This window comes from Avibacterium sp. 20-126 (assembly GCF_044358625.1).
In the GTDB taxonomy this organism is placed as follows: domain Bacteria; phylum Pseudomonadota; class Gammaproteobacteria; order Enterobacterales; family Pasteurellaceae; genus Avibacterium.
On the sequence record NZ_CP091457.1, the window covers coordinates 802699 to 816593 of the forward strand.

At 40.6% G+C, this 13895-nt stretch carries 13 protein-coding genes; 11 read left to right on the forward strand and 2 right to left on the reverse strand.

The features are described from left to right. Positions 1-69: 69 nt before the first annotated feature. From L4F91_RS03780 to L4F91_RS03790, 3 genes are all read left to right on the forward strand, one after another. Positions 70-285 (forward strand): cation transporter, encoded by a 216-nt coding sequence (locus L4F91_RS03780; protein ID WP_265762091.1) that lies wholly within the window; start codon positions 70-72, stop codon positions 283-285. A 113-nt stretch (positions 286-398) separates the two neighbouring features. Next, entirely contained in the window at positions 399-2564 is a 2166-nt protein-coding gene (locus L4F91_RS03785; RefSeq protein WP_395897807.1) for a copper-translocating P-type ATPase, read from the forward strand. 115 nt (positions 2565-2679) lie between these two features. Continuing rightward, the gene (locus L4F91_RS03790; RefSeq protein WP_265762540.1) at positions 2680-3135 is read left to right on the forward strand and encodes a DUF441 domain-containing protein; all 456 of its coding nucleotides are present in this window, start codon (positions 2680-2682) and stop codon (positions 3133-3135) included. 115 nt (positions 3136-3250) lie between these two features. Here the strand turns inward: L4F91_RS03790 and smpB are convergent, their stop codons facing one another. Further along, on the reverse strand, positions 3251-3733 hold the full coding sequence (gene smpB / locus L4F91_RS03795; protein WP_250350539.1) for an SsrA-binding protein SmpB: 483 nt from the start codon (positions 3731-3733) through the stop codon (positions 3251-3253). A 129-nt stretch (positions 3734-3862) separates the two neighbouring features. Between smpB and ubiD the strand changes: the two genes are divergently transcribed. Further along, the gene (ubiD, locus tag L4F91_RS03800) at positions 3863-5332 is read left to right on the forward strand and encodes a 4-hydroxy-3-polyprenylbenzoate decarboxylase (protein ID WP_395897360.1); all 1470 of its coding nucleotides are present in this window, start codon (positions 3863-3865) and stop codon (positions 5330-5332) included. 93 nt (positions 5333-5425) lie between these two features. Here the strand turns inward: ubiD and mepM are convergent, their stop codons facing one another. Continuing rightward, positions 5426-6928: a murein DD-endopeptidase MepM gene (gene mepM / locus L4F91_RS03805; RefSeq protein ID WP_395897362.1), complete on the reverse strand. Its 1503-nt coding sequence runs from the start codon at positions 6926-6928 to the stop codon at positions 5426-5428. 187 nt (positions 6929-7115) lie between these two features. Between mepM and znuC the strand changes: the two genes are divergently transcribed. The 7 genes from znuC to rplT all read left to right on the forward strand — a co-directional run bounded on the left by znuC (position 7116) and on the right by rplT (position 13769). Further along, complete coding sequence (znuC, locus tag L4F91_RS03810; protein WP_250364551.1) at positions 7116-7913, forward strand: zinc ABC transporter ATP-binding protein ZnuC; 798 nt, start codon at positions 7116-7118, stop codon at positions 7911-7913. Positions 7914-7922: 9 nt separating this feature from the next. Next, positions 7923-8708, forward strand: a complete 786-nt coding sequence (znuB, locus tag L4F91_RS03815; protein ID WP_395897364.1) for a zinc ABC transporter permease subunit ZnuB — start codon at positions 7923-7925, stop codon at positions 8706-8708. A gap of 313 nt (positions 8709-9021) precedes the next feature. After that, positions 9022-10920, forward strand: coding sequence for a molecular chaperone DnaK (gene dnaK / locus L4F91_RS03820; RefSeq protein ID WP_250350535.1), 1899 nt, complete (start codon positions 9022-9024; stop codon positions 10918-10920). Between the two features lie 68 nt (positions 10921-10988). Next, positions 10989-12128, forward strand: coding sequence for a molecular chaperone DnaJ (gene dnaJ, locus L4F91_RS03825; protein ID WP_103853100.1), 1140 nt, complete (start codon positions 10989-10991; stop codon positions 12126-12128). A gap of 264 nt (positions 12129-12392) precedes the next feature. Next, the gene (infC, locus tag L4F91_RS03830) at positions 12393-12935 is read left to right on the forward strand and encodes a translation initiation factor IF-3 (RefSeq protein WP_081637549.1); all 543 of its coding nucleotides are present in this window, start codon (positions 12393-12395) and stop codon (positions 12933-12935) included. A 217-nt stretch (positions 12936-13152) separates the two neighbouring features. Then, complete coding sequence (gene rpmI, locus L4F91_RS03835; RefSeq protein ID WP_005596065.1) at positions 13153-13350, forward strand: 50S ribosomal protein L35; 198 nt, start codon at positions 13153-13155, stop codon at positions 13348-13350. A 65-nt stretch (positions 13351-13415) separates the two neighbouring features. Then, the gene (gene rplT / locus L4F91_RS03840) at positions 13416-13769 is read left to right on the forward strand and encodes a 50S ribosomal protein L20 (protein ID WP_395897384.1); all 354 of its coding nucleotides are present in this window, start codon (positions 13416-13418) and stop codon (positions 13767-13769) included. Positions 13770-13895 lie beyond the last annotated feature (126 nt).

Sequence of the window (13895 nt, forward strand, 5' to 3'; positions counted from 1 at the left end):
TGACAGAGCCTTGACTCTAACCCTATGTTAAGGTTTATGCTACAACCAAATTTTTACTAGAAGGACAAAATGATGAAAAAAACTGTTTTAGCATTAAGTGATTTATCCTGCCAGCATTGCGTAAAATCTGTACAAAAAACGTTAGATAATATTGCAGGTGTGCAACGTGCAGAGGTGAGTTTGGATAGCGCCGTTGTAGAGGGAGAGGTTGATCCACAAGTGTTGATTGATGCCATTGTTGAAGCAGGTTATCAAGCACGCCTTGCCGATACGCCAGCAAAGTAAGTTCACTACCCGAATCTTCCACAGACATTTCCCCCCCTGATCCTGTGGTAGTGGGCGAGCATCAGGATCAGGTTACGCTTTTACTTGATGGCTTAAGTTGTGCCGCTTGTGTGATGAAAGTACAAAACGCCTTACAAGCCGTGCCACAGGTTGTGCAAGTGCAAGTCAATTTAGCGGAACAAACCGCCTTAGTCAGGGGGAATGCCACGCCACAGTCTCTCGTTACTGCCGTACAACAAGCAGGTTATGGCGCGGAAGTGGTGAATGATGATGCGGTGCGAGCGGAAAAACAGCAATGTAAAACCACGCAAGAAGTGAACCGGCGTAAATGGCAAGGCATTATCGCCCTTGGTTTAGGGGCGATATTAATGCTTTGGGGATTACTTGGCGGCACAATGAGCGTTAGCCAAAACAATCGTGCCTATTGGTTGGTTGTGGGAGTGCTGGTTTTGCTGATAATGATTGTTACAGGCAAACATTTCTATCAAAAGGCTTGGCAAAATCTCTTTCATCGTACCGCTACAATGGATACTCTTGTAGCATTGGGAACGGGGACGGCTTGGCTTTATTCAATGGTTGTTTGTGTTAAGCCCGATTTTTTCCCGGAGAATGCACGCCATTTATATTTTGAAGCGGCGGCGATGATTATCGGTTTTATCAATTTAGGTAAAATGTTTGAAGCAAAAGCGAAACAACATTCTTCGCAGGCATTGGCACGCTTGCTTGATCTGACGCCTAAAACCGTGCATTTGATGACATCACAAGGCACGCAAGACATTCCCCTTGCGGCGGTGAAAGAAGGAATGTTATTACGCTTACAAACAGGCGAACGTGTTGCCGTGGATGGAACAGTTACCGAAGGGCAAGGCTGGTTTGATGAAAGTATGCTGACTGGCGAACCTCTCTCAGTGCAAAAGCACGTTGGGGATAAAATTAGTGCTGGCACGCTGATTTCAGATGGCACGGTGATTTATCGCGCAGAACAAATTGGTGAGCAAACGACGCTGGCAAATATCATCAAATTAGTGCGTCAAGCACAGAGTAGCAAACCAAAAATAGGGCAACTTGCCGATAAGATTGCCGGTATTTTTGTCCCGATTGTGATTGGCATTGCGTTACTGGCAGGCTTGATTTGGTATGTTCTCGGACCTGCTCCACAATTTTCTTATAGTTTGGTGATCTTTACTACTGTACTTATCATTGCTTGCCCTTGTGCTTTAGGGCTAGCTACGCCAATGTCGATTATTTCAGGGATTGGGCGTGCGGCAGAATTGGGGATTTTAGTGCGTGATGCCGATGCCTTACAAAAAGCCGCCAGCGCCGATACGATTGTGTTTGATAAAACAGGCACGCTGACAAAAGGTTCGCCAAAAATCACCGCACTTTATTGTTTTAATGATTATTCAGAAAAACAAGTTAGCCAGCTTGCAGCAAGTTTAGAGCAAGGATCAAATCACCCGTTAGCAAAAGGCATTGTGCAGTTTAATCAAGAAAAACAAAGTGAGATCAAGCCACTCAATGCCTTTACCACGTTGCAAGGTTTAGGTGTGCGTGGGAAAGTGGAAACATTTGAATTATTACTTGGTAATCAAGCCTTAATGATACAGCAAGGGGTGGATATTCAACCTGCAATGGCGATATGGCAACAGCAAACAGCAAGCGGAGCAACGGTGGTGTTTTTCGCGATAAATCAGCAATTAGCTGGGGTGTTTGTAATAAGCGATCCGCTAAGAGAAGATTCAGTTCAAGCATTACAACGCTTGCATAAACAAGGTTATCATTTGGTGATGCTTACGGGGGATCAAGAGAAAACAGCCCGTTCTTTGGCACAAGGTACAGCGATTGATAAGGTAATCGCTGGCGTTTTGCCTGCTCAAAAAGCCCATATCATCAAAGCATTACAACAAGAAGGGCGTAAGGTTGTAATGGTCGGGGACGGCATTAATGATGCCCCCGCCCTTGCACAGTCAGATGTGAGTATTGCAATGGGAAGCGGCTCAGATATTGCCATTGAAACCGCAGAATTAACCTTAATGCGACATCATATTTCTGCGGTGGCAGATGCACTTTGTCTTTCTAAAGGCATTTTACGCAATATGAAGCAAAATCTGTTTGGGGCATTTATTTACAACCTCTTAGGCATACCCATTGCGGCTGGTTTGTTGTATCCCTTGTTTGGTATTTTGCTTAACCCGATGATCGGTGGGCTTGCTATGGCGTTATCTTCTATTACTGTGGTGAGTAATGCCAACCGTTTACTTACCTTTAAGGTAGAATAAAAACGGCACATAATGAGCTTTATTTTTTGTGAATTAGCCAAAGAAAAAGCGTATAATTCTGCCATCTTAGGCACAGTACAAGTGCGGTGCTTTTTTTTGAATTTTTGAGGCAATGATGACATTACAATTTAACGCAATCGCCTTGCTATTGGTGATTTTGATTTTACTTGGTGTGTTAGGTAACAACAGCTCAATCACCATTTCGGCAACGATTTTGCTATTAATGCAGCAAACCTTTTTAGCCAAATATATCCCCTTTATGGAAAAATATGGTCTAAATATCGGCATTATTATTCTTACTATTGGCGTGCTTAGCCCAATTATTTCAGGCAAAATTCCCTTACCAAGTTTTACTGAACTGTTGAACTGGAAAATGTTTTTAGCCATTGCGGTGGGGGTGCTGGTCGCGTGGTTTGGTGGGCGAGGGGTAAATCTAATGGGCGCACAACCCACCTTGCTCACAGGATTATTGGTTGGCACGATTTTAGGGGTTGCCTTTGTTGGCGGTATTCCGGTGGGACCATTGATCGCAGCGGGGATTTTGTCGTTGCTTTTAGGGAAAACGGGGTGAAGATAACTCGTTAAATAGAAGATAAATCCTTAAATAAAAAAATTAGCCCCTGTTTTCACAAGGGCTAATTCAAAAATTTGCTAATTTCTCACCGCACTTAATTATCGAAGTGACATTAATTTCGCATCGCATTTTTCATAATACGATCTTTCGCCACTTGCCATTCGCGATCTTTAATATCGTTACGTTTATCCACCTGTTTTTTCCCTTTCGCCACGCCGATTTTAATTTTCGCCCAAGGGCCTTTCCAATAAAGAGAAAGGGCAACAATGGTAAACCCATCACGATTTGCTTTGCCGAATAATGACGCTAATTCTCGTTCTTTTAGCAATAATTTACGAGTACGCGTTGGATCGCACACAATATGCGTTGATGCCACACTTAAGGGCTGAATCGTTGCCCCGAATAGATAGGCTTCACCGTCTTTGAAAATAATATAGCTATCGCTAATATTGGCTTTGCCTGCACGCATTGATTTCACTTCCCAGCCTTGCAAGGAAAGCCCCGCTTCGATTTCATCTTCAATAAAATACTCGTGTCTTGCACGTTTATTTAGGGCAATGGTATTTGATGTTTGTTTTGTTTTTTTCTTTGTCATTTTTATACATTTATTCTGATAAAATTGTCGCCCATTCTACCCAATCTAGGGAAAAATCGCAAAAGCACTTGCGTTGCAAAGCAATCTTTATAACAATGATGCCACAATTTTTGCATTGAGTAAGCATTGATGAAATATAAGAATTTACGCGATTTTTTGCAGCTGTTAGAAGAACAAGGTGAATTAAAACGCATTTCGCAAGAAATCGATCCTTATTTGGAAATGACCGAAATTTCCGACCGCACTTTGCGTGCAGGAGGGCCTGCCTTATTATTTGAAAATCCAAAAGGGTTTGCGATGCCCGTATTGTGTAACTTATTCGGTACGGCAAAGCGTGTGGCGCTTGGAATGGGGCAGAATGATGTGTCAGCGTTGCGTGAGGTGGGCAAATTACTTGCTTTCCTTAAAGAACCAGAACCGCCGAAAGGGTTTAAAGATTTATGGGCAACGTTGCCACAATACAAACAAGTGCTAAATATGCCCGCAAAAGTGCTAAATAAAGCCCCTTGTCAGGATATTGTCCTCCGTGGTGATGAAGTCGATTTATATCGTTTACCAATTATGCAATGTTGGAAGGAAGACGTTGCCCCTCTTATCACTTGGGGATTGACTATCACCAAAGGTCCCAACAAAAAACGACAGAATTTGGGAATTTACCGCCAACAGCTTATCGGCAAGAATAAATTGATTATGCGCTGGCTTTCGCATCGTGGTGGTGCATTAGATTTCCAAGAATGGAAAGAACAACATCCTGATAAGCCTTTTCCTGTGTCTGTGGCATTGGGGGCTGACCCTGCGACAATTTTAGCCGCGGTAACCCCTGTGCCAGATAGCCTGTCTGAATATGCCTTTGCGGGATTACTGCGTGGTAATAAAACCGAAGTGGTGAAATCAGTGAGTAATGATCTTGATGTGCCAGCCAGTGCGGAAATTGTCTTGGAAGGTTATATCGAACCGAATGAAACCGCGTTAGAGGGACCATACGGCGATCACACGGGATACTATAACGAGCAAGAATATTTCCCTGTGTTTACTGTTACTCACATTACAATGCGGCAAAACCCGATTTATCATTCCACTTATACAGGACGACCACCTGATGAACCAGCGATTTTAGGCGAGGCATTAAATGAAGTGTTTATCCCTATTTTGCAAAAGCAATTTCCTGAAATTGTGGATTTTTATTTACCTCCCGAAGGCTGCTCCTACCGTCTTGCCGTGGTGACAATGAAAAAGCAATACGCAGGACACGCCAAGCGCGTAATGATGGGGGTTTGGTCTTTCTTACGTCAATTTATGTACACCAAGTTTGTCATCGTGTGTGATGATGATATTAATGCAAGAGATTGGAAAGATGTGATCTGGGCGATTACCACTCGCAGCGATCCAGCACGAGATTGCACCATTGTGGAAAATACCCCAATCGATTATTTAGATTTTGCTTCGCCGATTGCCGGACTAGGCTCTAAAATGGGGATTGATGCCACAAATAAATGGGCAGGCGAAACGGATCGCGAGTGGGGAGTACCAATTAAAAAAGATCCTGAAGTGGTCAAGCGAGTGGACGAAATTTGGCAAAACCTAGGTATTTTCGATTAGTGATTGATTAAGGCTTATTAATTTTTAATAAAACAAAAGTGCGGTGCTTTTTTGAAAAATTTTGTCAAAAAGCACCGCACTTATTTTTCTTTGTTAGATTTTTAATTTACGCTCTGCTTCTTTGGCTTTTATCAAGAATTGCTTGCGTTCCGCCGTGGACATTTGGCTACTTGTGCCGGGTAGTTTCACGGTGAGGGGATTAACAGGGCGACCATTAATGTGAAATTCATAATGTAAATGAGGCCCAGTAGAACGTCCTGTATTGCCCGATAATGCAATACGCTCACCCCGTTTCACACTTTGTCCCGCTCTGACTAATGGACGGCTTAGGTGCATATAAACGGTTTGGTATTCACGTCCGTGGCGAATCATAATATACCGACCCGCACCATTGGCTTGGTAGGCGACTTTTTCCACAACGCCGTCAGCAGGTGCGATAACCGGGGTACCGATAGCCATTGAGAAATCCACACCGTTATGTGGACGAATTCGTCCTGTAACAGGGTGACGTCTAGCTGGATTAAATGGCGAGGAGACGCGTGCTTGGCGTTGCATTGGATAACGCGCAAACCCTTTACCCAGCGTTTCCCCTTGACGGTTATAATAACGTCCATTGCTAGACTGAATGGCATAATAGCTTTTTCCGCCAGAGCTGATATGGATTGCTTCCACATTGCCTTGCCCAGTGAGTTTGTTATCCAAATATTCACGGGAAACCAACACGGCAAATTTATCCCCTTGTTTGAGTTTTTTCATACTAATTTGCCATTGCAACGCGCTACCTAATTGAGCAATTTGTTTTGAATTCAGTCCTTGAGCTTTTAAGCTGCTAGAAAATGAGCCTTTAATTTGACCTTTTAGTACCTCTTTTTTCCATACACTTTTTTTCTGCAAGATTTGGCGTTTAAATTTGCCTTCAGCAGTACGTTCATAAATACGTTCTTCTTTTTCTGAAACCAGCCAGTTGAGGTATTCTAATTCACCGTCTTTATCTAAAATCCAATAGAATTGTTGCCCTGCTTTAAGATTTTTTAGCTCTGGATAAGCCGCAATAAGAGTTTTGCTCGTTTCATCTTCTAACCCTGATTGTTCTAATACATCTTTCAAGGTATCACCTTTTACGACGGTATAGCTAAATTGATCTTTGATACGAATAGCTTGATCAGCAATATCAAGCAAATCATTGACCGCATTTTTAGCATCTTCCGGTAAATCGGCAAATTCATCTTTTTCATCAAGATTGACTTGTTCCACTTCGTCATCTTTACCTTGCAGATCATCGTCATAAGAGGTGGCTTCATCGCTATTCGATTTTTCTGTGTTTGCAGTATCCGGTTCAGCACTTTGCGAATTTTCGGTGAGATTTTCATTAGCTTGAATATCCTTGAATTCGCTATTCGTTTGAGTATCTTGAGTTTCATTGAGCGGCTTGTATTGTACTTCATCAGAAGATACCGCAAGGGGATCGGTTTTTGCATTGTCTTTGACGCTTAATACAATGCCAATGAAAATAGATAATATCGCCAAAAGGAAGACTGCCGCTTTAATTCGCGACTTTCTTTTTCGTCTATCCCTTGCTAGTTTAACGTGTTGCACTATCTATTTCCTTTCATATGTTGATTAAAACTTGCATTCTAGTATGACCCATAAAGTGCCAAAAAATTCCTTAGCACGTGTTGAAAAGGATTTAACTGAATAAATTCTAAGCATCTCAACGAGAAACTTGTTAAATCGAATAAAATGGGCTATTTTAAGCAAATTTTTCATAATGTATAGAGATAAAATGCAGATTCACGCCATTAAACAGCCATTAATTGAGTTAAAACACATTAATGTGCAATTTGAACAACGAAATGTTTTACAAAACATTAACTTATCTCTTTATGCTGATTCTGTTCTTACTATTGTAGGTCCGAACGGGGGAGGTAAATCCACCTTGCTGAAAGTGTTGCTTAAATTAATTAAGCCAAGTTCAGGAAAAGTGATTTATCACAACAATGTGCGTATTGGTTATGTGCCTCAGAAAATTCATCTTGATCATAGTTTGCCCATAACAGTAGAAAAATTTCTTTCTCTTAAACAGGGAACAACCAAGCAAAGTATTCAAGAAACGCTCGATTTACTTTCTATTTCTCATTTACGACAGAACGCGATGCAGAAATTATCTGGTGGCGAAATGCAACGTGTTTTGCTGGCAAGGGCTATTCTAACTAAGCCTAATCTCTTAGTGCTTGATGAACCAACGCAAGGTGTGGACATTTCAGGTCAAGCCGAATTGTATCAATTAATCCATAAAATGCGGCAAAAATTAAATTGTGCGATTTTAATGGTATCGCACGATCTGCATATTGTGATGGCAGATACCAATGAAGTGTTGTGTATTAATCAGCATATCTGCTGTGCGGGAACCCCTGAAATTGTTTCAAACGATCCGACATTTAGGCATTATTTTGGCAACCAATTTTCACAAAATATAGCGCTTTATACACACCACCATAACCATAAGCATAACCTACACGGTGAAGTGTGTTGTGGTAAAAATTTTCAGTTAGCGCAATGCACGCATAAAACGCAGAATTAAGGAACATCAATGCTTGAAATTTTACTTCCAGCTTGGCTAACAGGTATTTTGTTATCTTTTATTACCGCACCATTAGGGGCATTTGTTGTATGGCGCAGAATGGCTTATTTTGGCGATACGCTTTCTCATTCTGCCTTGCTTGGTGTGGCAATTGGTATATTTTTACATCTTGACCCTTATTTAGCCATTTTAATTATCACGTTAATTTTAGCCATCGGAATGGTATGGTTAGAAAGCCGAACTCAATTCTCGGTCGATACCTTGCTTGGGATCATTGCACATAGTTGCCTTTCTCTAGGCGTCGTCACAGTGGGGCTGCTACAAAATGTTAGAGTGGATTTAATGAATTACCTATTCGGAGATCTCCTCGCCATTAGCTATGAAGATCTTTACCTTATCGCTATCGGGGTACTCGTGGTCGTTAGCTGTTTATGCTATTACTGGAAACCGTTACTTTCCACCACCGTTAGCCCAGAACTTGCCCAAGTTGAAGGTATTAACATTCGTAAAATGCGTTTTGTCTTGATGATTCTCACCGCCTTAACTATTGCGTTAAGTATGAAATTTGTTGGTGCTTTAATCATTACTTCACTTTTGATTATTCCAGCCGCCACCGCACGCCGTTTTGCTCGCACCCCAGAGGCAATGGTCGCCATTGGTGTATTTATTAGCATTCTCGCCGTTTCTTTTGGCTTAATGCTCTCCGCTTTCTACAACACCGCCGCAGGTCCTTCAGTGGTCATTAGTGCCACTTTCTTATTTTTGCTTTCTTTATTTAAGAGAGAAAAGGGTTAAAAAACAGACCGCACTTTCGTATTGCTAAAACGGAAGTGTGGTCAAAATCACGTTTATTTGTTCCTTGCAAAGCTAACAGGTCAATAGAGCAAAAAAATTTCCACCTCCCCCCTTGAAATTTATTTTCTTGCCAAAATTTATTAGCCATCAGAACATTGGACTGAAAAGATCAAAAATTTTCACCGCACTTTAATTTGGTTGTGAAGAGAAAAATGCAAAAAAATTAAAATGTGCCACTTGAAATCATCAAAGTAAGCCCAATTTAATCAAGCGTAAACGAATTTAATCGAATTTTATTAGGAGAAAACATATTATGGGAAAAATTATTGGTATTGACTTAGGTACGACAAACTCTTGTGTGGCAGTAATGGAAGGGGATAAACCTCGTGTCATTGAAAATGCAGAAGGTGATCGCACAACCCCGTCAATTATTGCGTATACAAATGATGGTGAAACATTAGTAGGTCAACCAGCAAAACGTCAAGCAGTAACAAATCCAAAAAATACATTATTTGCAATTAAACGTTTAATTGGTCGTCGTTTTGAAGATCAAGAAGTACAACGTGATGTAAGCATTATGCCATTCAGCATTGTGAAAGCGGATAATGGTGATGCGTGGGTGGAAGTAAAAGATGAAAAAATGGCACCACCGCAAATTTCTGCTGAAGTATTGAAAAAAATGAAGAAAACCGCAGAGGATTTCTTAGGTGAGCCAGTAACAGAAGCGGTAATTACTGTACCTGCTTACTTTAACGATGCACAACGCCAAGCAACCAAAGATGCGGGTCGTATTGCAGGTTTAGATGTAAAACGTATTATTAATGAACCAACAGCAGCCGCATTAGCTTACGGTTTAGATAAAGGTAAAGGTAACCACACGATTGCGGTGTATGACTTAGGGGGCGGTACATTCGACTTATCTATTATCGAAATTGATGAAGTTGATGGAGAAAAAACCTTTGAAGTATTAGCAACCAATGGTGATACTCACTTAGGTGGTGAAGACTTCGATAATCGTGTTATTAATTACTTAGTGGATGAATTTAAGAAAGAGCAAGGTGTTGATTTACGCAACGACCCACTTGCAATGCAACGTTTGAAAGAAGCAGCTGAAAAAGCAAAAATTGAGCTTTCTTCTGCACAACAAACTGATGTGAACTTACCTTACATCACAGCAGATGCAACAGGTCCTAAACACTTAAATATTAAATTGACGCGTGCAAAATTAGAAGCATTAGTTGAAGATTTAGTGGCGCGTTCATTAGAACCCGTAAAAGTGGCGCTTAAAGATGCTGGATTAAGCGTATCAGAGGTTGATGATGTCATCTTAGTAGGTGGTCAAACACGTATGCCATTAGTACAACAAAAAGTGGCAGAGTTCTTTGGCAAAGAACCTCGTAAAGATGTCAATCCTGATGAAGCAGTAGCTATTGGTGCGGCGGTGCAAGGTGGTGTATTAGCGGGTGATGTGAAAGATGTCTTGTTATTAGACGTAACCCCTCTTTCACTCGGTATCGAAACAATGGGTGGTGTAATGACGACCCTAATTGAGAAAAACACAACGATTCCAACGAAGAAATCACAAGTGTTCTCAACCGCAGAAGATAACCAAAGTGCAGTAACCATTCACGTGTTACAAGGTGAACGTAAACAAGCTTCTGCAAACAAATCATTAGGTCAATTTAACCTTGAAGGCATTAACCCAGCACCACGTGGTATGCCACAAATTGAAGTAACCTTTGATATTGATGCGGATGGTATTATCCACGTTTCAGCAAAAGATAAAGGTACAGGTAAAGAACAGCAAATTACCATTAAGGCTTCATCTGGTTTAAGTGAAGATGAAATTCAACAAATGGTTCGTGATGCAGAAGCAAATGCAGATGCTGACCGTAAATTTGAAGAGTTAGTGCAAGCTCGTAACCAAGCTGATCACCTAGTTCATAGCACACGCAAACAATTAGGCGAAGTTGGCGATCAATTATCTGCCGATGATAAAGCCCAAATTGAAAACGCTGTGAACGAACTTGAAACGGCAGCGAAAGGTGAAGACAAAGCGGACATTGAAGCGAAAATTCAAGCACTTGTACAAGCTTCACAAAAATTAATGCAAGCGACAGCACAACAAGCACAAGCTGGTGAACAGCCACAGCAAAACAGCAATGATGATGTGGTAGATGCTGAATTTGAAGAAGTGAAAGATAATAAATAATTCACATTCAACAATAATCCAAAGGGCATAGCGATATGCCCTTTTAGCGTATAAAAAATAGGATAAAAATGGCAAAACGAGATTATTATGAAGTACTTGGCGTTGAGCGTGGTGCTGATGAAAAAGCGATTAAAAAAGCCTACAAACGCCTTGCAATGAAATTACACCCCGATCGCAATCAAGGGGATAAAGACGCTGCAGAAAAATTTAAAGAAGTGCAAGAAGCCTATGAAATTTTAGGTGATCAAGAAAAACGTGCCGCTTATGATCAATACGGACATCAAGCCTTTGAACAAGGTGGATTTGGCGGTGCTGGCGGTGGTTTCGGAGGCTTTAGCGGTGCTGATTTCAGTGATATTTTTGGCGATATGTTCGGCGATATTTTCGGTGGCGGACGTGGTCGTCAGCAGCGTGTTGTACGTGGTGAAGATTTACGCTATGACATTGAAATTAGCCTAGAAGAAGCAGTAAAAGGAACGAAGAAAGATATTCGTATCAACACACTTGCAGAATGTGATCACTGTCACGGTACAGGGGCAGAAAAAGATTCTAAAGTGGAAACCTGTCCAACTTGCCACGGTGCTGGACGCGTAAGACGCCAACAAGGATTTTTCGTAACGGAACAAGTATGCCCAACCTGTCATGGTACAGGAAAGAAAATTGAAAAACCTTGTAAAAAATGCCACGGTGAAGGACGTGTTCAGAAACAGAAGAACCTGTCAGTGAATATTCCAGCAGGCGTAGATACAGGAAATCAATTACGTTTAGCCGGTGAAGGCGCAGCAGGCGAATTTGGCGCACCAGCGGGGGATTTATATGTGGTTATCCACGTTAAACCACACCATATTTTTGAACGTGATGGTAATAATTTATACTGTGAAGTGCCAATCAGTTTTACAATGGCGGCCTTAGGTGGAGAAATTGACGTACCAACATTAGATGGACGCTTAAAAGTAAAAATTCCTGCTGAGACACAAACTGGCAAATTATTACGCTTGCGTGGTAAGGGAATTGCTTCGCCACGCAATGGTTATACGGGCGATTTAATTTGCAAAGTTATTGTAGAAACCCCTGTTAAATTGAATGAAGAACAAAAAGAACTATTAAGAAAATTAGAAGCAAGTCTGGAAGGTGGAAAAAAACACCGCCCAAAATCATCTAGTTTCTTAGATGGTGTAAAAAAATTCTTTGATAATTTAGGTAAATAGCTTGTTAAATTCGCTGAGATAGTGAATTAAAACAGGATTATTTGAACTAAACCAGCCTTTAAATTAAAAACGATCGCATTTTATCAAGTGCGGTCGTTTTTTTGTATTTTTTGTGATAACGATCACGATTGTGTTTGAAATGAACTATTGCATAATAACTGTAAATACTATAGAATTTGCCCGTTTTTGCTTTAGATAAAGCAAGTGAAATTTCGTTCTTCTGCATTGCAGAAAATTGTTTTAATTATATAGAGGAATAAGATTATTAAAACCGTAAAAAAAGCACCAACAACAAATCGCCCAAATCGCATTAATGAAGAAATTCGGGCGAAGGAAGTTCGCTTGATTGACCAAGATGGTGAGCAAGCAGGAATTGTCAGTCTGCAAGAGGCTTTAAATAAAGCGGAAGAAGTAAATCTCGATCTCGTGGAAATCAGCCCAAATGCTGAGCCACCCGTTTGCCGTATTATGAATTACGGTAAATTCCTTTATGAAAAAGGTAAAGCAGCGAAAGAGCAGAAGAAAAAGCAAAAAGTTGTACAAGTGAAGGAAATTAAATTCCGTCCGGGTACTGATGAAGGGGATTACCAAGTTAAATTACGCAGTATCTTACGTTTCTTAGAAGATGGTGATAAAGTAAAAATTACAGTGCGTTTCCGCGGTCGTGAAATGGCTCACCAAGATATTGGATTAAATGTGCTAGAGCGTGTTAAACAAGATACCTCAGAAATTGCAATGATTGAGTCAGCTCCGGGGAAACTAGAAGGTCGCCAAGCTGTAATGGTAATTGCACCGAAGAAAAAATAATTTTATTTCTTGCCTAAAACGGATGGATCTTATAGAATTCATCCGTTTTTCTTTGCGGAAAAACAAAGTGATAATCAGGTAAACTACGCAACCTGATTTCCTTATGTAGGATAGCCCTCGGCTAACTAAATCGAAATGATGAGTGCTTTACAAGTAATAAAATTTTTATTCGCCTGATCATTAAATTTAACTTAAACAATGCGGAGTTATTTAAACAATGCCTAAAATTAAAACAGTACGTGGTGCTGCGAAGCGTTTCAAAAAAACAGCTTCTGGCGGTTTCAAACGTAAACAATCTCACTTACGTCATATTTTGACTAAGAAAACCACTAAACGTAAACGTCATCTACGTCATAAATCAATGGTTGCGAAAGCAGACCAAGTTTTAGTTGTAGCCTGCTTGCCATACGCATAAGCGTAAACAAGTAAAGCGTACGTCAAGTGAATTTTAGTTAATAATATTGTATAGGAGATTAAATAATGGCTCGTGTAAAACGTGGTGTTATTGCAAGAGCTCGCCATAAGAAAATTCTTAAGGCAGCTAAAGGTTATTATGGTGCGCGTTCACGTGTTTATCGCGTTGCGTTCCAAGCTGTAATTAAAGCAGGTCAATATGCTTATCGCGACCGTCGTCAGCGTAAACGTCAATTCCGTCAATTATGGATTGCACGTATTAATGCTGCGGCTCGTCAAAATGGCTTATCTTACAGCAAATTTATCAACGGCTTGAAAAAAGCTTCTGTTGAAATCGATCGTAAGATCCTTGCTGATATTGCAGTATTCGACAAAGTTGCATTTGCAGCATTAGTTGAAAAAGCAAAATCTGTGCTTTAATTTTTAAAGACTGATTGTTAAGGGACGCTATCTAGCGTCCTTTTTCTTATAAGCTCATTTTGCCAAAATAAGCATAAGAATGATTTATCAAGATTTTTTATCCGATTAAAGTACGGTGAAATTTCA